Below are 25,608 nucleotides of genomic sequence, written 5' to 3' on the forward strand. Positions count from 1 at the left end.
GGGTAGGGCTTGCGTTCTGCCATGTCTTCCAGCAGAACGCACCAGCCGCCGACCGCAAGACGATCAGCCCCACACCCAAAAGATCAACTCAAGCTGAGGCCCGGCAAAAGCGTACAGAACGCCCACTAAGAGCGCCCGTCGACGAAACTGAAGCGGCCGTCGCCGACCGTCGCCGCACCCGGGTACAAAATGCCATGGCGGTACTAGCGGAAGTACTCGACGCCGGAGCCCGTCATCCGCCGGGGCAGTGACTCGGGATCGGTTCCCGGCGGGAGCAGGCGGACGCCGGCATGCAGTAGGACCACGCCGGGCCGGCCGACGAGCACCGGATCCAGGAGCACCTCGGCGACCGCCGGCACCTCCTCGGCGAGCCGGGCCAGCCGGTGCAGCACGTCCTCCAGGGCGGCCGTGTCCGCCGCCGGGGTGCCGGCGCCGCCGACCAGCAGCACCGCGCCGCGGATGCCCCGCACCATCTCGGCGGCGTCCCGGTCGGTGATCGGCAGCGCCCGGGCCAGCGGGTCGACCAACAGGTCCGCGACGGCCCCGCCGAGGCGCAGCGACAGCAGCGGCCCGATCGCCGGGTCCTGGGTCATCCGGATCACGGTCGACACCCCGGCCGGCGCCATCGGCTGGACGACCATGTCGCCCGGCCCGACCGCGGCGCGGATCGTGCGCCAGGCCTCCGCGAGCGCGCCGGGCCCTTCGACGCCCAGCCGGACGGCTCCGACGTCCAGCCGCCCGCGGAAGCGTTCGTCGGCGATCTTCAGGGCGACGGGCCAGCCGAGCCGTTCGGCCGTGTCCAGGGCCTGGGCGGCGGTCGTCACCGGCTCACTGGGCCAGACCGCCAGCCCCACCCCGCCCAGGATGTCACCGACCAGCTCCTGGGGCAGCCACGTCCCGTCCGTCGGGCCGGCGGCCGCCGCGCGGCGCGCGTGGTCCAGGTCGAGCCGGTCGAGAGTGGGGACGACGCCCTGCTCGCGGCTGCGCCACGCCGCGTGGCCCGCCGCCCGGGCGAGCGCGAGCGCGGCCGACTCCGGGGAGGCGAACGACGGCACGGAGCCGGGTGCGGGCGTCACGGTGCCGTCGCCCGGGGCGGCCAGCGCGGACGGCATCCCGTCGTACCCGAGGTAGGAGGCCACCACGGGCACCCGGCCGGAGCCCGCCACGGCCCGCACGGCCCGCGCGAGCTCCTCGACGGCCGGGTGCGGGGTGATCAGCGCCAGCACGGCGTCGACATCCGCGCTGGCGGCGACCGCGCGCAGCGCGCGCTCGAACCGTTCGGGTGCGGCCATCGCGCCCAGGTCCACCGGGTTGGCCGGCTCCGGGCGGCCGAGCGTGTCGCTCAACGCCTCCGCCGTGGCGGTGGAGAAGGGCGGTACCTCCAGGCCGGCCGTCCGGCAGGCGTCCGTGGCCAGGGCGGCGAGCGCGCTGGACGTCCCCACGACGCCGACGCGTCGCCCGGCGGGCAGCGGCTGGGACGCCAGCAGCGCGGCCAGGTCGAACAGTTGGCTCAACGTGTCCACCCGGATGACCCCGGCGCTGGTGAACAGGGCGTCCAGGGCCGGGTCGGCGGCGCTGCGCCCGCTCTTCAGCGCGATCACCGGCTTGCGTCGACCCACCCGCCGGGCGATCCGGGCGAACTTGCGCGGGTTGCCGAACCCCTGCAGGTGCAGCATGATCACATTGGTGCGCGGGTCCGACTGCCAGTACTGCAGCACGTCGTTGGCCGAGACGTCCGAGCGGTCACCGGTGGAGACGAACGTGGACAGGCCGATCGCGCGCCGCGACGCCTCGGTGAGGAACGTCCCGGCCAGCGCCCCCGACTGGGTGAACGCGCCGACCCGTCCCACCGGCGGGTCGCCGGCCGCGAAGGTGGCGTGCAGGCGGACGGCCGGGTCCGTGTTGATCAGGCCCATCGCGTTCGGGCCGATCAGCCGCATGCCGGACTCCCGGGCCAGCCGGGTGACCTCGGCGAGCCGGGCCCGCCCGTCGGGCCCGGCCTCCGCGAACCCGGCCGAGACGACGATCAGGCCACGGACGTCCTTCTCCGCGCAGGCCCGCACCGCGTCGGCCACGGCCGGCGCCGGGACGGCGATCACGGCGAGGTCGACCGCGTCCGGGATCTCGCGGACGTCCGGGTAGGCGTAGACCGAGGCGACCTGGCGCGCCGCCGGGTTGACCGGGTAGACCGGGCCATGGAAATCGCTGGCCAGCAGCCGGCGGAAGACCTCGTGGCCGGCGCTGCCGGGCTGCCGGCTCGCGCCGACGACCGCGACCGCGCGCGGTGTGAGCAGCCGCGCGATGCTCCGCGCCTCCGCCCGCTGTTCCAGCGCCCGGGAGATGCCCCGGGTGTGCGGAGTCTGCGCCGTCGGGAACACCACCCGCACGCCACCAGCACCGTCCTGACCGGCGCCGTCCTGCCGGGGGGTGTGCGGGCGGGTCTCGGCGCCGGCGAAGCCCGCGGCGTGGAAGACCCGCAGCGCCCGGTCGTCGCCCGCGCGCAGATCGGCGACGAGGTGGCTCACCCCGCGCTCGCGGGCGGCGGCGATCAGGTGCTCGAGCAGCAGCAGTCCGAGCCCACGGCCGCGGTGCGCAGCCTCGACGACCAGGGCGACCACCGCGTCGTCGGAGCCGGCGATCCGTTCGTAGTCCGCCGTGCCGACCAGACGTCCGCGCAGCACGGCCGCGACGGCGAGCCGCCCGCTGTCACCGGTGGTGGGGTGACCGGTGATGGTGGGGTGACCTGCGGCGGCCGGGTCGCCGGCCGCGGTCAGGTGCCCGGCGAGCTCTTCCGGGGAGCGCTGCGCCCACCGCGCGGGCAGGCGCGCGACGTCCGCCGTGGACAGGCCGGACCGCAGCTCGGCCAGGCCCGGCGCGTCGGTGCCCAGCACGGGGCGCAGCTGAACGGGCGCGCCGTCGGCGAGAACGCCGTCCGCCGCCCAGTGCGCCGGGTAGCGAGATTTGACATCCTCCCCGGCCTGACGGCTGGGGATTCCCGCACCTTGCGATACGGGTTCCTGCTTCATCAACGGACGCCTCCTCGCTCTAGGAGCGAGGTGGTCTCACTCCGTCTCCACAGGCAGACACCGCGAGCCCCGCGGCCAGAATGCTCTTCGCAGCGTTGACATCCCGGTCGTGGTGCGCACCGCAGCGGCACTCCCACTCCCGTACGTGCAACGGCAGCCTTTCGATGATCGACCCACAGGCCGAGCAGGTCCTGCTGCTCGGGTAGAAACGGTCGATCGCGATCACCGTGCGGCCATACCAGTCGGCCTTGTACTCCAACATCCGCCGTAGCTCCGACCAGGAAGCGTCGGAGATCGCCCGTGCCAGCGAATGGTTGCGGACCATGGTGCGGACCGTCAGGTCCTCGATGACCACCGTTTGGTTCTCGCGGATGATCCTCGTGGACAGCTTGTGTAGATGATCCCGGCGCCGGTCGGCGATCCGCCCGTGGACACGTGCCACGGTGAGCCGGGCCCTGGCCCGGTTCGCCGAACCCTTCCGTTTGCGGGACAGTTCCCGCTGCGCGCGGGCGAGCCGGGCACGGTCGGCCCGCTCGTGCCGCGGGTTGGTCACCTTCTCGCCCGTCGACAAGGTGACCAGGGACGTGACGCCCGCATCGACCCCCACCTGTTGCGGCGACGGAGGCAGGCTGGTGATGGTCTCCTCGACCAGGATCGAGATGTGGTACTGGCCGCGGGCGTTGCGCGACACCGTCACCTGGGACGGCGCCGCACCCTCGGGCAGCGGACGTGACCAGGCGATGTCCAGCGGCTGGTCCTGTTTCGCGAGCCTGACCTGCCCGTCGCGGAAACCGAAGCAGTTGCGGAAGTAGGTCGCCGAGTCGAGGGTCCGGCCCTTCTTCTTGAAGGACGGGTAGCCGGCCCGCTTCTCCCAGAAGTTCACGTAGGCGGTCTGCAGATGCCGCAGCGTCGCCTGCAACGGCCCCTTCGACGGCTCGGCCAGCCACGCTGTTTCCGGGTCGCGTTTCCATGCCGTCAGCATCGTGTCCGTCTCGGCATGTGTGACCCGGCGCTGTTCGGAAAACCACGCCCGGTGCCGCTCCGCCAACGCCCGGTTGTACACGTAGCGCGCACAGCCGAACGTTTTCGCCAACTGCTCGGCCTGCTCGACAGTCGGGTAGAAACGGTACCTGTAGGCCCGCTTCACAACCCGACTCCCCACGACCGGCAGAATACATCATTCGACTGTCACCCTGACGGCGGAGCTGACGCGCTAACCCCGCCCTGAAGGGCGGGGCCTGCGCGCTACGTTTCATGGGTCACCCTGTGGACGCTATTCCGCGCCGGACCGCGCCGCCTCGGTCGCCGGCGCCCGGTCCCCGCCACCGGCCCCGCGGCGCCCCCGCCGTGGTGCGACGACCCGCCGCGCCCGATGCGAGCCTGTCGCTCGCCCCGTATCGGTCGCCGTCCGGCATCGGACTGCACAATGGTGCAGACCTGGCGGCGGCCGGCGGATGCCGCGGGGGTGTCCGACGAGCAGGTTGTCGACACACGAGGTGGTCGCGGCGGGGTGCGTCCGGACGCGCCGTGCCCGGCATGGGTTGAACCGACGACGGGAGCGTCACATGGCTGGACGGCGGGCGGCGGCCCTGCGGGAACCGCGCAGGTCGGCCGACAGCTACCTCGACTTCGTCCAGGGTCTGGACGAGGCAGCCCTCACCGCCGTCCTGCGGGCCCGCCCGGACGTCCTCGAGGACCCGCCGCGCGGAGTCGGTGAGCTCGTGCGCCGGCTCGGGGACGCGGACTCGATGCTCGCCGCCGTCAACGACCTGGACCGCGACGGGCTCCTGCTGTGCGACGCGGTCATGATGCTGGGCCCGCCCGTCCCGCTGGACCGGCTGGTGATGCTGCTCGGCGGGTCCAGGGACGGGATCCGCGCGGCGCTGCGCCCGGTCACCCGGCGGGCGCTGCTCTGGGAGAGCGACGGCGTCGTCCACGCCTTCGAGCCGTTCCGGCGGCTGTGGGACGACGAGGTCGCGGTGTGGCATCCGGCTGCGGAGCTCATCCCGGCCATCGCCGTCACCGACCTGCGCCGTGCCGCCCGCGGGCTCGTTCCCGGGGCCCGGGTCACCTCGTCCACGACCTGGGAGCGGTCCGCCCGCGTCGTCGGGGAGCTGATGGCCGACCCGGACGGCGTCGCCGCCGCGGTGCAACGGCTGCCCCGGCCGGCCCGCGACCTGCTGGCCGAACTGGTCCGCGACCCGACGGGTCTGATGACCGGCGACGAGCCCGACGACGCCCTCGGTACAGGTGCCCTCGGTACAGGTGCCCTCGGTACGAACGGCTTCGATGGCGGGGCCCGTGGGCGGCTCCCGGCCGGGTCGAACCGGGAGGAAACGGCCGGGATACTTGTCGAGTCCGGGCTGCTCCTGCTCGTCGGCGGTGAGATCGAGGTGCCCCGGGAGGTCGTGACCGTCCTGTGGGCGGCAGACCCGGAGGTCCGGCTGACCGGGCCGCCGAGCCTCGGCCCGGCGGGCGCGGACCGCGCGGACGAGACGTTCGCCGCCGGGATCCAGGCCGCCGCCGGGCACGCCCTGCGGTCGGTGGCGGCGCTGCTCGCCGAGGCGGAGCGGGCGCCCCTCGCCGCGCTGAAGAAGGGCGGCATCGGCACCCGGGAACGCGCCCGGCTGGCCCGGACCCTCGCGCTCGCGGAGGACGAGCTCCCGCTCTGGATCGACGTCGCCCACGCCGCGGGGCTGCTGGCCCGCGAGGAGGGCGGCTACGCGCCGACCGGCGAGTACCCCGGCTGGCGCGGGTCGGACGTCGGACGTCGCTGGGCGGTGCTCGCCCTGGCCTGGTTCCTCCTCGACCAGTCCCCGACACACCGTGAGATCGACAGCGGCCGGGACCAGCCGCCGCCGCTCCCGCTCGCCTCCGGCGCGGGCCGGGTGCGCCGGACGCTGCTCACCACGGCCAGCCCCGGCCGGTCGCTGGCCGCCGCGGGCAGCCACCTCGAGTGGTTCCTGCCGCTGCACGGCTACGACCGGCCCCAGCTGGCGAACAAGCGCCAGGCCGCCGTCCGGGAGGCCGAGCTGCTCGGCGTCGCCGCCGAGGACACCGTCTCCGATCTCGGTGTCGCGGTCTGCGAGGTCCTCGCGGCGGCGCCGCTCGACCCGACCGGGCAGATGCGGGCCCACCAGTACGGTTTCCCGACGCCCACGCTGGCCGGGTTCGTCACCGAAACCCTCGGGCCGCTGGTGGACGAGCTGGCCCGCCGGTGCGGCCCCGCCCTGCCGGGCGACGCGTCCACCATGATCCTGCAGTCCGACCTGACCGCGACCGTGGCCGGCCAGCCCAACCACGCGATCGCCCGCCTGCTCGCCGACGCGGCCGTGTCGGAGTCGCGCGGCGCCGCCGGGATGTGGCGGTTCACCTCCGCTAGCATCCGCGGCGCGCTGGACGTCGGCTGGAGCGCGCAGGAGCTGCTCGACGAGCTGCGCGCCGGCGCGGCGCACGAGGTGCCCCAAGGGCTCGAGTACCTCGTGGCGGACGTCGCCCGCCGCCACGGCCACATCCGCGCGCGGGCGGTGCGGGCCGCGGTCGTCGCGGACGAGGCGACGATCAACGAGATCCTGGCGACCCGGGCGCTGCGGTCGCTGGACCTGCGGCGACTGGCACCGACCGTCGCGGCGTGCGGCGCGGACGCCGAGGACGTGGCCGAACGCCTGCGCGCCGCGGGCATGGCTCCGGTGGTCGAGGACGAGCACGGCACCGTCGTCATCCGCGGGCGGCCGGGCGGCCCGCCGGCCTCGGGCCGCGACGCCGCCGCGGGGGCGGCTTCGGAGCGTGGCAGCACGGGGAGCACGGGGAGCACGGGCGAGTCCGGAACGTGGGCGGCTCCGGCGGATGTGGCGCGGCGCATCCTCGCGAACCGGGCCGGCGCCGGCGACGCCGCCCGGGCCGACCCGCGCGTCGTACGCCAGCTCGGCCGGCTGAACCCGCGGCTCACCCTCGCCGAGCGCCAGCTCCTCGCCGCCGCGCTCGACCACGGCGAGATCGTGACGATCATCTACCGGGACCGGTTCGAACGGCGGACCAGCCGTCTGATCGCCCCGGTGGAGCTGCTCGGCGGGCGTCTCGACTCCTGGTGCCACCTCCGCGAGGCGCGGCGCGAGTTCGCCGTCGCCCGCATCGAGGGGGTCACACCCGGCTGAGCGGGTCAGGGGCGGTGGCGCAGGCTTCCCGCCGGGCGCCCGCCGGCCTCGTCCTCGGACTGGTAGTCGAGGGCGCCGTCCGCCGCGAGGCGCAGCCTCGTCGTGCCGCCGCTCGTGCACACCGGCAGACCCAGCAGGGTGGGGTTGTCGCCCGAGCCCCCGATGTCACGCAGGACCACCTCGGGCCCGGAACCCGCCGCGGTGCTGATGCCCACGAGCTGCTGGTCACCGACGCACCGGATCGGCGCGTCACCTCCCAACGCCCCCAGCCCGACCAGGGTGACCTCGGAGTGGCCGACCGTCTGACCGCTCTCGCCGGGCCGCAGCGTGATCACGACGTCCTGCGCGACCCCCAGCCGCGAGATGATGCGTCCCTCCCAGATGCCGGCGTATCCGGCCGGCAGGGCCCCCGGCACCGTGGGACCCGACCCGCCCGAGGGCGCCGAACCCGAGCTCGCCGGCGGCCCGCCGACGGTCGGCCTCGAGGTCGGCTGGTCGAGGAGGTCGGTCAGGGAGCCGATCCCGGCGGTGGCCTTGGGGCTCGCGCGGGCGTCCGCGCCGCCGCCGTCCGAGCCGCCGTCCGAGCCGCGCAGGGCGACCAGCAGGACGGCCGTCACGATCACGGCGAGGCACACGACACCCAGGGCGGCCACGGTCACGAGGGCGCGCAGCCCACCGGCCGGCGGGGCGTCGGGCCCGACCGGGGTGCCCGATGGTGCGGCCGGTGCGCCCGGTGGTGCGGCCCGCGATACGCCCGATGGTGCGGCCGCTGTGGCTGGCGGTGCGGCCGGCTCCGGCGGCCATGGCAGTGCCCGGTTGTTATCTTCCGATGTGGCGTGGTCGTTCGTCACGGTGGTGGTGGCGGGAACGTCCAGGTCGAGGAGCGCGACGGCCTGCCGGCTCAGCCCGGTGACCAGGTCCTGCGGCAGCCATCCGGCGGTGATCAGTTCGGCGGCGCCGCCGCCCGGGACGAGCTCCGCGAGCACGTCAAGCGGCCCCGGGCGCTCACCCGCCGCCTTGCGCAGGCAGGCGTCCACGATGCCGCGCAGCTCGGCAGGGACGGCGTCGAGCCGTGGCTCGCCCGCCAGGATGCCGTACATCACCGCGGGCATCCTGCTGCCCGAGAACGGGCCTGATCCCGTCGCGGCGAAGGCGAGCACCGAGCCGAGGGCGAAGACGTCGCTGGCCGGCCCCACCTCCTGCCCGCCGATCTGCTCGGGTGACATGAAGGCCGGCGAGCCGATCGCGGACCCGGAATGGGTGAGCACGGTGGCGTCGAACGCGCGGGAGATCCCGAAGTCGATGACCCGTGGCCCGTCCAGGCCGAGCAGCACGTTCGAGGGCTTGAGATCGCGGTGCACCAGGCCGGCGGCGTGCACGGCGCTCAGCGCCTCGGCGAGGCCGGCACCCAGCGCCCGCACGGTCGGTACCGGAAGCGGGCCGCGCCGGCGCACCGCCTCCAGCAGGGACGGTCCCGGGACGTACCCGGTGACCAGGTAGGGCTGCTCGGCGTCCGGGTCGGCGTCGATCACCGGCGCGGTCCAGGCGCCGCCGACCCGGCGGGCGGCCTCGACCTCGCGGCGGAACCGGGCGCGGAACGTCGGATCGCCGGCGAACTCCGGCCGGATCACCTTGACGGCGACGGTGCGCCCGCCCGGGCCGCGGGCCAGGTACACCCGGCCCATCCCGCCGGCGCCGAGCAGGCCGAGCAGCCGGTATCCGCCGGTGGTCCGGGGATCATCCGCGCGGAGGGGTTCCATCCGGGACGACTCCTCCCGCCCGTCGCGGACTGCCGGTCGGGGCCGCCGGCCGTCCCGCGCGGCCGGCCCCGTCCCGCCGCCGCGCGACTCAGGCGACCTGGAACGATCGTTTGGGCAGTCCCATCATGTAACCCTCGGCCGGGACGATGAGCGGCGCCTCGGGCCGCGGCGGGTCCGGCTCCGGCCCGGGCCTGCGGTGGCCGATCCCCGGAGTGTCGCAGGTCATCCGGAAGCGGCGGCGGTCCGAACCCGCTGAAGTCGTAGACAAGGGGGCGGCGGACGTCCGCGACGCCGGCCGGCACGCAGGCCCGGCCCGCCGTCCACCGGTCGGTACATCAAGTCGGAAGGCACAGGCAGACAGCTTGAACGCGCACGCAGGTCACGGGTCGGATGGCGCGGGGGGCCGGGGAGCGGGCCACGACCCCGGCCAGGGTGCCGGTCGCGAGCACGACCACGGGAGCGGCCGAGCGGGGGAGACCGCCGCCGAGCCCCGCTGGCTCGACGCCGACGAACGGGCGGCCTGGCGCGGTCTGATCGGTGTGATGACCCGGCTGCCCGCCGCCCTCGACACCCAGCTCCGCCGGGACGCCGGACTGAGCCACTTCGAGTACTCGGTGCTGGTCGGGCTCTCGGAGGCACCGAACCGGACGCTCGCGATGGCTCGGCTCGCCCAGTTCACCTGCGGCTCGCTGTCCAGGCTCTCGCACGCGGTCAAGCGTCTCGAGGACAAGGGCTGGGTGCGCCGCGCCCCGTGCGCGGCCGACGGACGAGTCACGAACGCCACGCTGACCGACACCGGTTTCGCGAAGCTGGCCGACTCCGCTCCCGGCCATGTGGAGACCGTTCGCGACCTGGTCGTCGAGGCGCTCGCGCGCGACCAGCTCGACCAGCTCGCGGCCATCTGCGGCCAGATCCTCGACCGCCTCGACACCGCGCCGCCACCCCGGCCCCGCTGAACCGCCGGCCCGGGCCGGGTCAGACGCCTGTGGTCGACCCCGGACGGGCGATCATCAGCACCGTGACCACGGCCCACAGCAGGCTGAACATGCCGGTGGTCATCGCGAGCCGCTTCGTCCGTGCGGCGACGGCCGCCGGGTTCGCGTGCCCGGCGCCGGCCGGCCCGGTGGCCCCGCCTGGGGCGATCTCCTCCAGAAGCTGCCGCTGCCACGGGAGGACCACCGTCGCCAGCAGCACCGCGGCCAGCCCCGTCAGGATGATCGAGGTGACGAGCCACGGGTCGCCGAGGACGTCCATGCTCGCGGCGGTGGCGAAACCGAAGATCGGCACGGTGATGCCGATCGCCGCGTAGACGTTGCAGATGCGGTGCAGCGTGCCGACCACTCCCGCCGTCCTGACGTCGCCCGGGTCACGCAGCGCCGCCCGCACCGCCGGCGCGTACATGCTCGCCGCGACCGTCACCGGGCCGATGGCGATGATCGCTACGAGAACGTGGACGCTCAACAGGAATGTGGTCACGGGTCCGTCCTGGGAGTGCGGAGGCAGCCGGAGGATGCGGCAACCGCCACGGTAGGCGCCGAACCGCCGCTTTCGTGAGTGGCAGGAGTGCCATCTACCGACGGATTCCCGCCACGGGGACTCCTCCCCTTCGGCCCTTGACACCCACAGCTGTCGGCGGTGAACAGTTCCTGTTCATGGCGTAATACCCCCGTGAGCTGGGCTCAGGTCAGGGGTGGGACCGGCGGGATCGCCCGTTGGCGGGAAACAGTTGCCTGGTTATCGTCCTGCCATGCACACCGTGGCGGTTCTCGCCCTCGAGGGCGTGGTCCCCTTCGATCTCGCGGTGCCCGTCGACACCTTCGGCCGTGCCCGGCTCCCCGACGGCCGGGCGGCCTATCGGGTGAAGATCTGCGCTGGTAGGAGCATCAGCGGCACCGTCGAGGCCGACGGCGGGGCGTTCTCCCTGCGGGCCCCCTGGGGGCTGGACGCGCTCGCCGAGGCCGACACGATCGTCGTCCCCGGCGTCGGCGAGCAGGCCGGACCCCTGCCCCCGGAGTCCGTCACCGCGCTGCGGGCCGCCGCCGCGCGCGGCACCCGTATCGCCTCCGTCTGCGTCGGCGCGTTCCTGCTCGCGCAGACCGGCCTGCTTGACGGCCTGCGCGCGACCACGCACTGGATCGCCGCCGAGGAGCTCGCCCGCCGTCATCCCGCCGTGCAAGTGGACCCGAACGTGCTGTTCGTCGACAACGGGCAGATCCTGACCTCGGCCGGCGCCGCGGCCGGCCTCGACCTGTGCCTGCACATGATCCGCTCCGACCATGGGGTCGCCGTGGCCGCGGACGTCGCCCGGCTGTCGGTCGTCCCGCTGGCCAGGGAAGGAGGCCAGGCCCAGTTCATCGTCCGCGACCGCCCGCCGCCGGACGGCTCCGTCCTCGAACCACTGCTGCGGTGGATGGAGGCGAACTGCCACCGCCCGTTGACGGTGGACGACCTCGCCGCCCAGGCGATGACGAGCCCACGCACGCTCAACCGCCGCTTCCGCGAACAGACGGGCACGACCCCGTCCCAGTGGCTGCACCGGGTGCGCCTGCGGCAGGCGCAGTACCTGCTTGAGACCACCGGGCACTCGGTGGAGCGGATCGCCGCGCAGGTCGGCTTCGGATCGCCCACCGCCTTCCGGGACGGGTTCCGCCGGCTGGTCGGCACCAGCCCCCAGGCCTACCGCCGGGCCTTCCGTGACGCTGTCACGCCTCCCGGGTAGGGAGCGCGTCGAAGACGGCGGGCCGCTTCTCCGTGCGCGCGGTCAGCGCCTCCGCGAGCCCTGGGCCCTCGAAGGCGATGTCCATCCGGCGGAGCGTGTCGGTCAGCGCGTCGTCCTGAGAACGATCGAGGTCCAGGTAGACCTGTTCCTTGATCATTGCCAGCGAGAACGGCGAGCAGTTCTCGACCAGGTCCTTCGCGTAGGCGACCGCGGCCTCCAGAACGGTCCCGTCGGGGACGACCTGCTGGACGAGCCCGAGCTTCGCAGCCTCCTGGGCGCCGATGGTCCGCCCGGTGAGAAGCAGGTCCAGCGCCGGCTGGAGGCCGATGGCCCGTGGCAGCAGCCAGGAGACGCCGTACTCCGCCGCGAGACCGAGCCGGGAGAACGCGGTCGCGATCTTGGCTGACTCGGCGGCGATCCGGATGTCGCTGCCCATCATGTAGGCGAAACCGATGCCCACCGCGGCGCCGTTCACCGCGGCGATCACCGGCTTGCGCAGGCGCATCGTGAGGGCCGGCAGGTCCTCGCGAGCCGGTACGAACTTCTTGATCGCTTCGGCGCCGTCGCGCAGCACCGCGAGATCGGCTCCGGCGCAGAAGCCCGCGCCGGCACCAGTGACCACGATTGCCCGGACCTGCGGGTCGTCATCCGCCGCACGCAGGGCGGCCGCATAGGCGAGCGCCATCGTGCTGGTCACCGCGTTGCGTGCCTGCGGCCGGTTGAACGTGATGACGCAGACGCCGTCGCGGATCTCGGTCAGGATCTCCTTCTCATCGGTCTCCGCCGTCACCGTGCCCGCCTCCGTCACCGTGCCCGCCTCCGTCATCGTTTGTCGTCGTCCGTGAGCGTAGGCGACCGCGGGCAGGCGATGCGCCCGCTTGTGACATGCCTTGTTCGTGGCGGCCGGGAAACCCCGACCGCCACTTTCTGCTTCTGATCAATTACGTTCCACCCGGTTACCTTCCACCGCGAACCCGGGTGTCACCGCGTGCCTGCGACCGCGCGGACTCGGCGGTGGCGCGTCCGCTGAAGCCGCTCTCGGCCAGCGTGTCCACCCCCTGCTCGTCGGCCCGACCACTGGACCGGAACGCCGCGGCCACCTTCGTCAGACCGGTGACGAGCGCGGCCAGCGCGACCCACAGGACGACGAACGAGTAGGTCGGGTAGTGGTGCGCCGCCGCCCAGAAGGCGATGCCGATCGAGAAGGCACCGATCGCCAGCGGCGCCCACCACGGAGCCCCACCACGCAGGTTCCCGGCAGCCGTGCCGAAGGTCGGGCCACCGCGGTCGACGCGCCGATGCGCGAACGCCGTCGCGATGGCGTGGATTCCCGCGACCAGCAGATACCACGCCACCATGCGGGCCACCACGGTGAGCGTGGGTGCCGGCCATGCGAGCGCGACGATGCCGCCGATGACGAACAGCAGCGCCAGCAACGCATGCGTGGGGCGCCAGTCCGCCGCGGCCGTCATCGCGGCGGCGAGCTCACTGACCGCTGCGACCAGCAGCATGATCCCGAGCAGGATGGCGATCGACTTCCCGGTGGTGAGGCCGAACATCGGTATGGCCAGCGCGAACAGGATCCATCCGATCCCGAGCATCAGCAGCGCGGGACCAGCCTTGGCCGCCAGTCCCGGGCCACCGAGGGCGCCGCTGCCGCCAGCGCCCGTCCGGCCGCCGTGCGCGTGCTCACCACGCAGGTGGTCAGGCTGGTTCTGGTAGGTGCTGTCGGGCGTCCGGGAGCGATCGGCGAAGATCGTCTGGTCGTCCGTACCCGCGTTCGGATGCTCTGCGCTCCCCCTACCCGATGCGGAATCTCCACCTGATCGGGTGGATCGGGTGGAGAAGTCGTCGGGCAGTTCCGGATCGGCGCGCCCGCCGCGTCGTTCACGCCGCGGACCGCCGGCGCCAGTAGATGCACTCATGAAGTCATCCCCTCCAGTGGAGTGGTGGTTGTGCCGCCTGTCCTCCTTCGCGCGTGCTCCTCACGTGTCCTCCGGTCTCTCACGTGCCCTGGGTACGGGCATGTCATACCGTGCGTGACGAGATCGGTCCGATCGGTGCACATGACGGACGTGGTGGCAGGATCGGTTGCCTGCGTCGGTCCGCTGGCACCAACCTGATGACCGGCGGCGTGCCCGGGACTGCAACGAGGAGACGCGATGAAGATCGATTTCACTCTGTCTGACGACATCGCCTCTACCTCGACCACTGCCGCCCGCGTCGAGAAGGAGGGGTACGCCGGCGCCTGGGTCGGGGAGACCCGGCACGACCCGTTCATGCAGTGTCTTCAGGCCGCGACCGCGACCAGTTCCCTGACGGTCGGGACATCGATCGCGATCGCGTTTGGCCGCACGCCGATGACACTGGCGAATCTGGGATACGACCTGGCGCAGTACAGCGAGGGCCGGTTTGTCCTCGGCCTCGGATCGCAGATCAAGCCGCACATCGAGAAGCGCTTCTCGATGCCGTGGTCGCACCCCGCCGCCCGCATGCGTGAGCTCATCCTGGCGATCCGGGCAATCTGGGACTGCTGGCAGAACGGCACAAAGCTGGACTTCCGCGGCGATTTCTACACCCACACGCTCATGACCCCGTTCTTCACCCCCAAGCCGCACTCCTTCGGCCCGCCCCCGATCTACCTCGCCGGGGTGGGACCCGGCATGACCGAGGTCGCCGGCGAGGTCGCGGACGGGTTCCTCGTCCATCCCTTCAGCACCATGCGCTACGTCGAGGAGGTGACGATTCCCGCACTGCTGCGCGGCCGGGCCAAGGCCGGCAAGACCGACCTGGAGGACTTCACGATCTGCGGGCCTTCCTTCGTCACCATCGGCCGGACCGCACAGGAGATGGACCGCGCGGTGGCCGCCACCAAGAAGCAGATCGCCTTCTACGGCTCCACCCCCGCCTACCGCGCCGTCTTCGACATGCACGGCTGGGGCGAGGTGCAGCCCGAGCTGACGGCCCTCTCCAAGCAGGGCCGCTGGGATGACATGGCCGACCTGGTGACCGACGAGATGATGGCCGAGTTCTCCGTCGTAGGCACCCCCGAGGAGGTCGGCCGCGCACTCGGTGAGAAGATCGGCGGCGTCTACGCCCGGACAACGCTCTACGACTCGGGCGGCTCCGACCCGGCGCACTGGCCCGCGGTGCTCGACGCGGCCCGCTGACCCGCCCGGCACGCCCCATCGGGAATGGGTAGCCGTCGCCAGGTGTCCTCCTAGGCGAGCCCCGAGTGACAAAGGGGGATGAGGATGGCCTCGAACTGGGAGCTTGTGCCCCCACCGCCTGCGGAGCCGCCACTGCACCCGCGGCGCGGCATACACGAGCCGACCGCAGGCAGCCCCCCGCGCCGTCCCGGTTCGGTGCGGCGAACGATCACACTCGACTCGCTGCGCCCGGACGGCCCGACCGGAAACCTGATCCTGATCGGCCGCGGTCGGGACCTGGCCACCGGCCCCGAGGGCGCCGCCTCCGTGATCGCCGAGGCGATGTTCCGCTTCGAGATCGCCTTCCAGAGCCGTCGCGAAATCCTGCGCGTCGAGACTGCTCCAGAGGTCCCCGAACTGGCCGGCCTCATCGGCGTGAGCTCCACATCCGGCTTCCGTCGTCACCTGGCCGAGATCGTGCCGGAGCTCCGGGCCACCCATCCGCTGCTTGCCGCGTTGTTCGACGATGCCCCGGTGACCTCGCTCGTCTCCGGCTACGCGACAGCTCGCATGGGCCTCGTTCACGGCGATGGACGGATCATGCTGGCGCAGGCCGACCAATGCGCAGGCTGGGCGCGCGGCGCGACGATCATCAACTCGATCGAGGACGGGAACGGCCCACCCATGGTCACCGGCCCACGGGCGCCGTCCCTGCTGGTGCCCGATGATCCGATGGCATGGCATGCGCTGACCGGACTGCCTCCGCACGGCATGCGGCGGGCCCGCCGCCTTGACCTGCTGCCCGCCGGCGTCGACGCACTGCAGGTGGACGTGCTTTTCCGGGACAGCTACCAGTCCGACAGCGGACCTGAGGCCGTCATCCACGAGTACACGGTGAACGCGCTGCTCGACCCGGAGACAATGACGTTCACCGAGATCGAGTCGACTCCGCGCGCGCTGCCGTGGGTCGAGTGCCCGAGCGCGGCCGCGAGCGCCACCCGGCTGGCTGGCGCCGCAGCCGCAGACGTCCGGCAGGTCGTGGGCACAACCTTCCGCGGTACGTCCACCTGCACGCACCTGAACGACACACTGCGATCGCTCGGCGATGTCCCCGCCCTGGCGGCCATGCTGCCAGGGCGCTCGGCACCGTAGGCGTGATCTTGCGGCGAGTGTGTCGATGGGAGAAGGTGGACGGATTCGGACGGGACACAGTTTCTTCGGGAGTCTTTCGTGGGTAGCCGCAGTTTCGAGATAGACGTGGTCGACAAGGTCGCATGGCTCGTTCTCTCCAGGCCGGAAGAACTCAACACGCTTCAACCGGATTTCTGGCGAGATCTCCCCCTGGCCGTTTCGAAGATTGACCAGGACGGAGGCGTCCGGGTGCTCGTGATCTCGTCGACCGGTCGACACTTCACCGCGGGCCTGGACCTGAATATCTTCGGCGGCACGGAGCTTTTTTCGGACGGAGAGCCGGCTCGTGTCAACATGACCCGCCGCTCGCTTATTCTTCGCATGCAGGGCGCTCTCACTGCGCTGGAACGGGTGCGCTTCCCCGTTCTCGCGGCGGTGCAGGGCGGTTGTGTCGGGGGTGGCCTCGACCTTGTGACGGCCTGCGACATGCGTTATGCCACCGCGGACGCGTTTTTCGTTGTTCAGGAGACAAAGATCGGAATTACCGCCGATCTCGGCACACTGCAGCGACTCCCCAAGATAATTCCGGACGGAGTTGCGCGTGAGCTCGTCTACACCGGTCGTCGACTTCCCGCCGACCGTGCTCTCGCCGTCGGCCTGGTGAACGAGGTCTACCCGGATCAGGAAGCGATGCTGCGCGGTGTACGCGAGGTTGCGGAGGAAATTGCCGCCAACAGCCCAATGGCGGTCTGGGGGAGCAAGGAGATGCTGCTCTACTCGCGCGATCACCCCGTCGCCGACGCCCTGGCACACACGGCAACCTGGCAGGCGGGGGCACTCCAGCCAGTAGACGTTACCGAGTCGATTCAGGCCCGGATGGAGAAGCGCGTCCCGAGCTACCCGGATCTCCCGTCGACCTCGGATACCTGACGGCGCCGTCGTCCGAATCCGAGTGCCCTGTCGAAGTCGTCCTGTACGAGACCGAATCCCTCCTCGTGGTTCGCCTCAGGAGGGTGGGTTGTCCCTGTCGTCGGGTCGGTTGGTGTTGGGTGATGGGTTGGGGTGGTGGTAGGGGTCTGGGTTGATGGTGACGGTGTGGCCGAGGGCGGTGGTCCAGTGGAAGATACCGGGTTCTGGTTGGTGGATTTTCCATTTTCCTTGGTGTCGCATGCGGTGGTGACGGCGGCAGAGGAGCCCGAGGTTTCGGGTCACGGTGGGTCCGTGGTCGGTGTGGGGGATGGTGTGGTCGATATCGCAGTGGATCGCCTGTCGGGTGCAGCCTGGGTGTCGGCATGTCCGGTCGCGGGTTCGGATGTGGCGTGTCTGGGCGGGTGTCGGGTGGCGGCGGTTGGCGACTTCGAGGAGGTGTCCGCGGGGGTCGGTGAGGATGCGCCGCCAGGTTGATCCCGGCCGGTGGGCCATGTCGTGGGCGATGGCGGCGGGGATGCTCCCGATTCCGGGGATCTCGCCTGGGGCTGTGGAGGTGCCGAGCAGGGTGGTGATGGGGACGATGACCTGGATGTCGCAGCTGAGGGGCTGGGCGTGTTGTGTGCGGCCGGTGAGGAGGTCGACGAGTACGTCGGCGCGGATCTGGTCGGTGGTTCTGTTGTCGGCTGTGGTGTTCTGGGTGGAGATTCGGCGGGCGAGTTGGTCAATGCGCTGGTAGCAGGCATGGGCTTCGTCGGCGGGGAGGAAGGCGGTCAGCCTGCTGGCGTTGTCTTCGCTGGTGAGGATCCGAACCCGGCGTTCGGCTTTTCGTGCTTGGGTGCGTGCGGTGGAACCGTCGGGGTCGAGGGTGTGTACGGCGCGTCGGGTGGCGTCGGTGAAGGCTTCTCTGGTGCGGCGGGGGCCGCCGTGGAGTACGTGTTTTTCGACGGCTGCCACGAGGTCGTCGTCCAGGGGTCGTGTGGCGCGTGCGAGGGTGTGGAGTCGTGGGAGGTCGATGCGGCCTTTTCTCAGTTCGTGGAGTGCGTGGGGGAGGCGGTTGGTGATGGTGCGGGCGTGGGACATGTCGCGGGCGGCGGTGATGGGGGAGACGCTGATCTCGATGGCGACGTCCTCGGGTGCGAGCTCGCTGGGCGCTGCGGTGGTTGTGGTGTTGTCAGGTGAGCAGATCCGGGCGAGTGCGGCGAGGTCCTCGATCATTTCTGCCTGGATCCAGCCCAGGAGCATGGCCTTGCTCTGGTAGTTGTCGAGGTGATGGCGGAATTGTTCGGCAGCCGACCCGCTGCCGGAGATCTGGTTGGCCTCCTCGGTTTGTGTGATGGCGATTTCCTGCGCCGTTGTGAAGGTCGGTCTGGTGTCTCCGGTCAGTTCGGCGTGTGCGGCTGCGAGCACGTTGAGGAGGAGTTTCGGGTGCCGCTTTGGCTGCTCTGTATTCGTCTCCGACGTCTGGGGCGGGGTGTGGCTGGGTGTGTGCATGGGGATGACCGCCTGCCAACGCGAGACCGTTTCGAACGTGCGTTCGACTCTAGGTGAGGTTGGTGCGGTCAGGCAAGCGTGCTCGTTGACGAGACCACAAATGTGTCTCCTGCGCTCGCGGGGAGGTCCCCGGGCTGTGTGAGCGCGCCGGCGAGATGGTTCTCGCCCGTCTCATCGCACCCCGCTATTGGTGCCCCGACCAGGTATTTTTCCCGGCGGAGGGACCGGTCCGGACGCGGTGCGCGAAGGCTGTCGGTCGGCCCGGCAAGGCGGTTGACCGGATTGGGTGGTCCGCGTAGCGTCGTCGCGGACGGTGATTGTCGGCGGGTGTCACCGTCACATTGACGGCAGGGCTAAATGTCGTCGAATCTATAAATGAATTCGAGGGTTATCAAATAAACAGTGCCTGGATGGTTGGGTGGGTTCCGGTGTCGCGGGATTCTCTGCGCCACGTCGGGTTCGTGGGCCGGCCAGAGTTGAGGGCGGAGTGGTCGGTGCGACTTTTCGGGCCGAGTCACACCGCCGTCGCCTGCGATCACACCCGCACTTCGGCCATCCAGGAGATCATGCCCTGGGTGGCCGCGCGGTGATCGCGGCTGGGTCGGCCGATGGCGGCCCAGCCGCGATGCACCCCAGCTGCTGGGAACGGCGACTTACCCGGTCAGCACCGTCCGCCGTTACTGCAGGTCGGTCCGTCCGGCTGCGGCTCGAGGTCCTCGAGGTCCTCGAGGGCGCGGGTCGGGGCGGGCAGATCGTGCCTCACCGTCACACGCGATCCGTCGAAGCTCAGCAGGCCGGAGATCGGGATACTTTCGGGGAGCGGATCCTCGTACGACCAGGCGACGTCCTCCACGACGACGTCCCCGACGATCGCCGACCAGTAGGACGCGGCTCCCTTGTAGGGGCAGTAGGTCGTCGTCGTGCTCGGGCGGAGAAGTCCCATGTCGACCTGCTGGCGGCGAACGTACAGCCGTGGTGCGAGCGCGGACTCGTACAGGGCAACGGTGTCCGAGGTGTCGACGAGGACCGCGTCGCCGACCTCGACGCGCAGGCGCCGAGTCGAGCGAAGGCAGTCGACCCGGTGGTAGGGGTTGCGCGGATGCCCGAGCATCCGTTCCTCTTCTTCCCACCATTCGTCGACAGCGTCCCATGGAACCCGTACGTGTCCTGCGACGGCGGGCTCGGGTTCGGATGCCACAGTCACCTGGACATCCTCGGAGGGGAACGCATAGGTCGGAGGTTGTCCCGGTGCATGAACCAGCAGCACTCGCTCGCTGTCGATCACGGTCCGACCGTCGGAACGGCCGCGTACCCGACGTTGGAAGGGCTCGACGTAGACAAGCGGTGTCGGGAGAGACGCGCTGAAGCGGCCGGCTGGCCGCGTGGACAGGGGGCCTCGTCCAGTCGTGAGACTCATAGCGCGGTCCTGTCGTCGACCGCGCGCCCGTCATTCCTGAAGCCCCGCATCATGGCGTCGACGGTGAACGACGAGATCAGTGCATCGGCCTCGTCGTAGACCCGGCATTCGGAATGGGTCATTCCGTCGCCGGCGAAGGTCGACAGATGGTGATAGCGCATCCAGTGGTCGGCCCGGACATTGGAGTGAAAGGAGATGCCAATCGCGTTGATCCCCATCGACAGCGTGCGATGGGCCTGGTTCTGGCCGACCCCCTCATGCGGGCGCAGGGCGGCGGCGATGGAGATGTGCCCGGTGAACTGGGCGAGCAGCCCGGCCTGTAGGCACGGGTCGTCCGGCACCGTGCGGAACCGGACCCATGTGTCGATGACCGGAGGACCCACGGGCGCGGCCGGGTCGTCGGTGTACGCCGCGTCGACCATGCGGATGTCGCGTCCGGTCACGGACATGTCGTAGGGCTTGCTGTCGTAGGGGCCTGCGGATGGCGGCGGGGCCGCGGAGTGGCGGACGACGTCCGGTGCGGTGACATCGAGCAGCAGGGTGCCGCTGGCGCGCCGCTTTCCGCGCTGGGAGACGTGTACTGCCAGCGTTGTGAAGCTCCGGCCGGAGCTGAGCTCGTCCACCTCGAACTCGAGAGGTTCGCGCGCGTCCGCTGCCCGGTAGAACACCATGTGCGCCGAGACAACCCGCCGCCCGGGCGCGTGGCGACCGCCGGCCACCACGGCCTGCCCGAGCATCTGGCTGCCTTCGACGACAGGCCGCCGGGGATCAGCAAGGGCCACGCTGACGTATCTGCGGTCGCCGGCCTGGCGGACATTCATGATGTCGATGAGATCTGAGGCGTCGCCCCAGGTGGGGAAGCGTTTGATCGTGCTGTCGCGGGGCTGCTCGCCGGGGAGCTCGTCGACGATCTCCACCCGGACCCGGTCGTGGTCGAAGGCGGCGAAGTCGGTCAGCCACTCCAGGCCGGAAGCCGGCTGGGTGAAGGCCCACAGCGCGTCCCGGCCGTCGACCGTCGTCGTGCTGGCGGGGTCGTGCCAGTCGACGGCGTCGGCGTCGACCTTCCCCTCGAGGGACCACAAGCGTGCCGTGCCCTTCACCGGGCACGACACCGTCCGGCCCTCGTCTCCGAAGGAGTCGAACCGGATGTCGGAGCGTGGAAAGTAAAGGACGGGGACCTGCCCCGGTTCCTGTACCCGGACGGCGGCTGTCGACTCCGCGACCAGGGTGTCACCCCACCACGCTCGGGCCGGGTAGGGGCATGGCTGCCGAGTTAAAGCCGGATCGCTTGCCGACGTCGCGTCGGCCGTTACAGGCTGCACGTCACAGGAAGCTAACACTGTGCCCAGGGTTGGGACGAGGAATCCGGAGTCGAGGGGCATCGGACCCGACTGTTTCGAGCCGTCGGTGGCCGCTCAGTGGGTGCCCGCCGTCGAGGACAGGCGGGTCAGCCACCCGAGGACCAGTGAGTTGAACACCTCGGGGTGCTCCTGATGCAGCCAGTGGCCGCCCGGCAGCACGTGAACCTCGTCGGACGGGCCCGCGGACAAGTCGCGTTCCCATTCGGCCTGGTCGGCGCGCCGTTCCCCGTACACGGACAGCACGGGGCAGGTCCGCTTGGCCAGGTAGTCGTCGCTCTGCTCCCGGCGGCCGAACTGGTCGACATCCAGCCACATGCCGGCGAAGGCCGCCTGGGCCACGTCGACAGGTACGCCCAGCGCGCGTCGTCGGTGCCAGGTCGTCAGGTGCTCGGGGGCGTCGGGGCCAGCCAGCGCCGCGAGATACCTCAGCAGGCGCTCGACCCCGCCCGGCTCGCCGAGGTTCGCCAGCGACCGTGCGGATCTCTCAACGTCAGCTTCGGGCAGGCCGTAGGCGGGCTCCACCGCGACGACGGCGCGGACGAGATCGGGATGTTCCACGGCCAGCGCACTGGCGACCATCGCGCCCAGCGAGTGTCCGACGGCGACCACCCCGCCGTTGCTCGCGGTCACCCCCAACTCGCGAAGCAGGGCCGCGATGTCGGCGGCCAGGATCCGCGGCCGCAGCCCCTTCGAACCGGTGGACCGACCGTGGCCACGCAGATCGACGGCGATCACGCGGTGGCGCCGGAGGAAGGCTGGGATCTGGAAGTTCCAGTCGTGCGAGTCGCAACACCAGCCGTGGACGAGCACCAGGGGCGGGGGTGCGCTGGGCGCTCTCGTCCCGTTCAGGCTCACCGGGCCTGGGCTCTCACCGAGGATCGCGGTCCCGTCCCGGGCCGGATCGTCGGTGAAGAACAGCCTGGTCTCGACCCCGAGGTCGAAGTACGGCATCGGTAGCCCCCGTTCGCTAGACGACGTTCGTTGACAATGGACTCGGGTGAGGACGCCGCGTCCGGCCCTGGAGGGCCTGCGCATGGCACGGACGAAGTCCTGCCAGACCGACGATCCGTGTCCGTCCGATGTTCCCGTGATTCCGCGGTTGTCTCGTCCGCGGGGCCTGCGGCGGCGGGCTGGCATCCTGGGGTGCGTGGACGCTGCCCCGAGGGATTCGACTGTCTCGCGTCGAGCCTCTGCCCGCAGGTACCTCATGTGTCCACCGGAGTACTTCGACGTCACCTATGCCATCAACCCGTGGATGCGCCCCGAGGTACCGACGGACCTCGCCCGGGTACACGCCCAGTGGGAGGCGCTGCGGGCCGTGTATCTGGGGCTGGGCCACCAGGTCGAGTTGGTCGAGCCGGTTCCCGGGCTACCGGACATGGTCTACGCGGCCAACGGCGGCCTGGTCGTCGACGGCATCGCGGTCGGGGCGCGTTTCCGGTACCCGCAGCGGCGGGCCGAGGCTGACCACTACCTCGACTGGTTCCGCGGGGCTGGAATGCGGCGGGTGCACGCCCCGTCGTACGTCAACGAGGGCGAAGGAGATTTCCTGCCGGTCGGCGGCGTTGTCCTGGCCGGGACGGGTTTCCGTACCGAGCCACGTGCGCACGCCGAGGTGGCGGGTGTTCTCGGCCGCAGGGTGCTGACCCTGGAGCTGGTCGATCCGCGTTTCTACCATCTCGACACCGCGCTCTGTGTCCTCACCGAGGACCTTGTCGCGTACTACCCGGCGGCATTCAGCGCGCGTAGCAACGCCCTGCTCCAGGAGACGTTTCCGGGGGCTCTCACGGTGTCCGAGCGGGAGGCAGTCGCGTTCGCGCTGAACGCGGTCAGTGATGGGCTGCACGTGGTGATCTCGGCCGATGCTGTCGGGTTCGCGAGCACTCTGCGTGACCATGGATTCATCCCGGTCGGCGTGGCCACGGATGAGATCCGGCGGGGTGGCGGCGGCGCGAAATGCTGCACGCTGGAACTGCGTCCGGCCGGCTGAGCCTGGCCGACCGAGCTCGGGAGTGCTCACCAAGCGAGACCGCCGCGCCGTTTCGGCGAAGATCGTGCACGTTCCGTGGGCGCGCCGGGCGTGGCAATCAGGACAACTTTCGCCTGATGCGCTGTGGAGGTACTTTCTATCGCGGCATGAAGTACTCTGGAGAGAATCATCGGGACGACGTCGGACAACCTATGACTAAAATTGTTACGATGGTCGCGGCCGTGGACGGCCTGCCGACCATAGAAGAAACAGATGCAATGCTGGTCGAGCTGAACCGGCTTCCACGGGATCCGGTGGTGACCGATCTGATCGACGAGCTGCTGGATTTCCGGTCGCTCCTCGCCGCCGCCGTCTGAGCGGCTGCTCCGAAGCGACCGGAACCCGGCTACGCCGGACGGTGTTTCCGCCCTACCGGGCAGGTGACGCCGTCCGGTGAGACCTCATCGGGTCACTGCTGCGCCCCGAACGGCTGGCCCTGCTGCTGGCTGCCCTGGCCGCCCTGGCCGAACTGGTTGTACTGGCTGGAACCGAGCCGGTCGCGCGAGGCGCCGCCCAGGGCCGAGCCGGCTCCGACAAGCTCCTGGATACGGTTCTCGACGTACCGCTCGCTGTGGTTCGTCTTGTCCGCGATCCGCGCAACGAGGTCGTTGACGCTGGTCGACGCGTCCAGGTCGGCGGTGCTCACCTGACCGAACTGGTCCAGGATGCGGTAGCGGATCTGGCGCCAGTTCTGCCGAAGCTGCTGCTCCACCTGCTGTGCCTGCTGCTGCTCCATGGTTCGGGAGACTCCTTTCAGTCGGGCTTTTTATTTCCCGCTAGGCGGCGCCCATGACGCTACCCCAGAAGCGCTTCCCGGCAAAGTCGAGGACTAATTATGTGGGCTGGTGGCAGGGTGGGTGTGGCGTCCATCTCCGTCGGGCGAATCCTGAATTTCGAGCTGTTCTAAATAGTTCGGATTCTGCGGTCTGGTCGGCGGGTCGCGGGATGTTCGACGGCTTTGTTGCGGCGCGGGCGCGTGCGTCGGCATTGCCGCTCGCCGCCGATCGCGGGAGCGCCGGTCGCGGATGGGGCGGCGGGCGGGCGAACCCGGCGCGATCCCGCACACCGACCGGCGCGGGCGAAACTGCCCGGGCGGAACGGTCCCGGCTGAACGATCCGGGCGGAACGCGGGCCGGCAGAGTGGTCAGGGGGCTGGACAGCGTGCGGCGACAGCCATATCTTCACTAATTGACTGAACAAAGTGGGGTTACTGACGGTGGTCGAAGGGCGGTGGCTTCCCATGCCCCCAGCAGGCTCAGTCCCGCTGTCGGTGCTCGACCTGGCCCCCCTCCCCTCGGGATCCTCGGCGGCCGACGCGCTGCGCAACACGCTCGATCTGGCCCGGCAGGCCGAGCGGTTCGGCTACACCCGCTACTGGCTCGCCGAGCATCACCTGACCCCGGGGGTCGCCTCCGCCGCACCCGCCGTTCTGATCGCCCTGGTCGCAGCGGCGACGGAGAGGATCAGGGTCGGCTCCGGGGCGGTCCAGACCGGGCATGACACGGCGGTGGTCGTCGCCGAGCAGTTCGGCACGATCGCGCACCTTCACCCCGGGCGGGTCGACCTGGGGCTTGGTCGATCCAACCTGGGCCGCTTGGTCGACCGGGCCGCCAAGCCCACGCCGAACGGCACAGCGCAGCCCCTGAACGGCACAGCGCAGCCCCTGAACGGCACAGCGCAGCCGCCGCCTCGACCCTCGGCGCGGGTGGTCGACGGCCTGCTCCTCCCTGAGTCGCCGGCGGTCACCTTCGACGTGGAGCGCCTCGGCCGGCAGTTGCGGCTGGTCGGTTTCCGGGACGGACCCGAGGAGGACTACACCGCGCTGGTCCGCGACATCCAGGCGTTCGTCGGTGGTACCTACCGTGCGCCTGACGGTACGGCGCTGTCCGCGCCGGCCGCGGAGGGCGCAGATCTGGAGATCTGGATCCTGGCGGCGACCGCGGGCGGGAGCGCGCTCACGGCCGCGGCCCTCGGCCTGCCGCTCGGCGCGAATTACCACATCGTCCCGTCCACGGTGCTCGAGACGATCGCGGCGTACCGGGCCGCGTTCCGGCCCGGCGTGCTGAACGAGCCGCGGGTGATGGTCTCCGCCGACGTCGTCGTCGCGTCGGACGACGAGACCGCCCGCCGGCTCGCCAGCGGCTACGGTCCGTGGGTGGCCAGCATCCGCGCGGGCGGTGGCGCCATCCCGTACCCGAGCCCCGGGGAGGTGGCGGCGCGCGGGCTGAGCGACGCCGAGCGGGCACTGGTCGCCGACCGGGTGGACACCCAGTTCGTCGGCTCGCCCGAGACGGTCGTGCGGGGGCTGCGGGTCCTGCGGGACGCCACCGGCGCCGACGAGCTGCTGATCACCACGATCACCCACGATCACGCCGATCGCGTGCGTTCCTACGAGCTGCTCGCCGAGGCCTGGTCCCGGTCGAGCGCGGTGGGCTGACATC

Annotated in this window: 20 protein-coding genes; 9 read left to right on the forward strand and 11 right to left on the reverse strand. The window is 71.2% G+C overall.

Going from position 1 to position 25,608, the window contains the following annotated elements; genetic code table 11:
* Positions 1–203: 203 nt before the first annotated feature.
* Together FMEAI12_RS06630 and FMEAI12_RS06635 are read right to left on the reverse strand one after the other, a co-directional pair.
* Complete coding sequence (locus tag FMEAI12_RS06630; protein WP_235013765.1) at positions 204–3,026, reverse strand: acetate--CoA ligase family protein; 2,823 nt, start codon at positions 3,024–3,026, stop codon at positions 204–206.
* Between the two features lie 19 nt (positions 3,027–3,045).
* Positions 3,046–4,173, reverse strand: coding sequence for an RNA-guided endonuclease TnpB family protein (locus tag FMEAI12_RS06635; protein ID WP_112105346.1), 1,128 nt, complete (start codon positions 4,171–4,173; stop codon positions 3,046–3,048).
* 418 nt (positions 4,174–4,591) lie between these two features.
* Here FMEAI12_RS06635 and FMEAI12_RS06640 point away from each other — a divergent pair, with 418 nt between their 5' ends.
* Positions 4,592–7,180: a helicase C-terminal domain-containing protein gene (locus tag FMEAI12_RS06640; RefSeq protein WP_112105347.1), complete on the forward strand. Its 2,589-nt coding sequence runs from the start codon at positions 4,592–4,594 to the stop codon at positions 7,178–7,180.
* A 5-nt stretch (positions 7,181–7,185) separates the two neighbouring features.
* Here the strand turns inward: FMEAI12_RS06640 and FMEAI12_RS06645 are convergent, their stop codons facing one another.
* Positions 7,186–8,940, reverse strand: a complete 1,755-nt coding sequence (locus FMEAI12_RS06645; RefSeq protein ID WP_112105348.1) for a serine/threonine-protein kinase — start codon at positions 8,938–8,940, stop codon at positions 7,186–7,188.
* Between the two features lie 362 nt (positions 8,941–9,302).
* Here FMEAI12_RS06645 and FMEAI12_RS06650 point away from each other — a divergent pair, with 362 nt between their 5' ends.
* Positions 9,303–9,896 (forward strand): MarR family winged helix-turn-helix transcriptional regulator, encoded by a 594-nt coding sequence (locus tag FMEAI12_RS06650; protein ID WP_071065567.1) that lies wholly within the window; start codon positions 9,303–9,305, stop codon positions 9,894–9,896.
* A 19-nt stretch (positions 9,897–9,915) separates the two neighbouring features.
* Here the strand turns inward: FMEAI12_RS06650 and FMEAI12_RS06655 are convergent, their stop codons facing one another.
* The gene (locus tag FMEAI12_RS06655; protein ID WP_112105349.1) at positions 9,916–10,416 is read right to left on the reverse strand and encodes a hypothetical protein; all 501 of its coding nucleotides are present in this window, start codon (positions 10,414–10,416) and stop codon (positions 9,916–9,918) included.
* A gap of 271 nt (positions 10,417–10,687) precedes the next feature.
* On the opposite strand from FMEAI12_RS06655, the gene FMEAI12_RS06660 reads away from it, so the two are divergent.
* Positions 10,688–11,659, forward strand: coding sequence for a GlxA family transcriptional regulator (locus FMEAI12_RS06660; protein WP_071065565.1), 972 nt, complete (start codon positions 10,688–10,690; stop codon positions 11,657–11,659).
* On the opposite strand, the gene FMEAI12_RS06665 is transcribed toward FMEAI12_RS06660, so the two are convergent.
* Together FMEAI12_RS06665 and FMEAI12_RS06670 are read right to left on the reverse strand one after the other, a co-directional pair.
* Complete coding sequence (locus FMEAI12_RS06665) at positions 11,643–12,485, reverse strand: enoyl-CoA hydratase-related protein (protein ID WP_235013766.1); 843 nt, start codon at positions 12,483–12,485, stop codon at positions 11,643–11,645. The two genes, FMEAI12_RS06660 and FMEAI12_RS06665, sit on opposite strands and share 17 nt — an antisense overlap.
* A gap of 130 nt (positions 12,486–12,615) precedes the next feature.
* Positions 12,616–13,584, reverse strand: coding sequence for an HdeD family acid-resistance protein (locus FMEAI12_RS06670; RefSeq protein ID WP_112105350.1), 969 nt, complete (start codon positions 13,582–13,584; stop codon positions 12,616–12,618).
* A 237-nt stretch (positions 13,585–13,821) separates the two neighbouring features.
* Between FMEAI12_RS06670 and FMEAI12_RS06675 the strand changes: the two genes are divergently transcribed.
* The 3 genes from FMEAI12_RS06675 to FMEAI12_RS06685 all read left to right on the forward strand — a co-directional run bounded on the left by FMEAI12_RS06675 (position 13,822) and on the right by FMEAI12_RS06685 (position 16,869).
* Positions 13,822–14,829 (forward strand): LLM class F420-dependent oxidoreductase, encoded by a 1,008-nt coding sequence (locus FMEAI12_RS06675; protein ID WP_071065562.1) that lies wholly within the window; start codon positions 13,822–13,824, stop codon positions 14,827–14,829.
* A 78-nt stretch (positions 14,830–14,907) separates the two neighbouring features.
* Positions 14,908–15,960, forward strand: a complete 1,053-nt coding sequence (locus FMEAI12_RS06680; RefSeq protein ID WP_235013767.1) for a DUF2889 domain-containing protein — start codon at positions 14,908–14,910, stop codon at positions 15,958–15,960.
* 78 nt (positions 15,961–16,038) lie between these two features.
* Positions 16,039–16,869: a crotonase/enoyl-CoA hydratase family protein gene (locus tag FMEAI12_RS06685; protein ID WP_112105352.1), complete on the forward strand. Its 831-nt coding sequence runs from the start codon at positions 16,039–16,041 to the stop codon at positions 16,867–16,869.
* Between the two features lie 75 nt (positions 16,870–16,944).
* On the opposite strand, the gene FMEAI12_RS06690 is transcribed toward FMEAI12_RS06685, so the two are convergent.
* The 4 genes from FMEAI12_RS06690 to FMEAI12_RS06705 all read right to left on the reverse strand — a co-directional run bounded on the left by FMEAI12_RS06690 (position 16,945) and on the right by FMEAI12_RS06705 (position 22,089).
* Entirely contained in the window at positions 16,945–18,360 is a 1,416-nt protein-coding gene (locus FMEAI12_RS06690) for an HNH endonuclease signature motif containing protein (protein ID WP_112105353.1), read from the reverse strand.
* A gap of 661 nt (positions 18,361–19,021) precedes the next feature.
* Entirely contained in the window at positions 19,022–19,777 is a 756-nt protein-coding gene (locus FMEAI12_RS39750; protein ID WP_112105354.1) for a DUF427 domain-containing protein, read from the reverse strand.
* Positions 19,774–21,117 (reverse strand): DUF427 domain-containing protein, encoded by a 1,344-nt coding sequence (locus FMEAI12_RS06700; protein WP_368672058.1) that lies wholly within the window; start codon positions 21,115–21,117, stop codon positions 19,774–19,776. Before FMEAI12_RS06700 ends, FMEAI12_RS39750 begins: the two co-directional genes overlap by 4 nt.
* Before the next feature lie 75 nt (positions 21,118–21,192).
* Positions 21,193–22,089 carry an alpha/beta fold hydrolase gene (locus tag FMEAI12_RS06705; protein ID WP_112105356.1) on the reverse strand — a complete coding sequence of 299 codons (897 nt, stop codon included), beginning with the start codon at positions 22,087–22,089 and terminating at the stop codon, positions 21,193–21,195.
* 82 nt (positions 22,090–22,171) lie between these two features.
* On the opposite strand from FMEAI12_RS06705, the gene ddaH reads away from it, so the two are divergent.
* Positions 22,172–23,128, forward strand: coding sequence for a dimethylargininase (ddaH, locus tag FMEAI12_RS06710; RefSeq protein ID WP_368672059.1), 957 nt, complete (start codon positions 22,172–22,174; stop codon positions 23,126–23,128).
* A 221-nt stretch (positions 23,129–23,349) separates the two neighbouring features.
* Positions 23,350–23,484: a hypothetical protein gene (locus FMEAI12_RS39200; protein ID WP_255565664.1), complete on the forward strand. Its 135-nt coding sequence runs from the start codon at positions 23,350–23,352 to the stop codon at positions 23,482–23,484.
* A 92-nt stretch (positions 23,485–23,576) separates the two neighbouring features.
* Here FMEAI12_RS39200 and FMEAI12_RS06715 read toward each other — a convergent pair whose 3' ends face one another.
* Positions 23,577–23,903, reverse strand: coding sequence for a hypothetical protein (locus tag FMEAI12_RS06715; protein WP_112105358.1), 327 nt, complete (start codon positions 23,901–23,903; stop codon positions 23,577–23,579).
* 504 nt (positions 23,904–24,407) lie between these two features.
* On the opposite strand from FMEAI12_RS06715, the gene FMEAI12_RS06720 reads away from it, so the two are divergent.
* Complete coding sequence (locus FMEAI12_RS06720) at positions 24,408–25,604, forward strand: LLM class flavin-dependent oxidoreductase (protein WP_112105359.1); 1,197 nt, start codon at positions 24,408–24,410, stop codon at positions 25,602–25,604.
* Positions 25,605–25,608: the final 4 nt, after the last annotated feature.

The organism is Parafrankia sp. Ea1.12 (assembly GCF_900465275.1).
Taxonomy (GTDB): Bacteria; Actinomycetota; Actinomycetes; order Frankiales; family Frankiaceae; genus Parafrankia; species Parafrankia soli.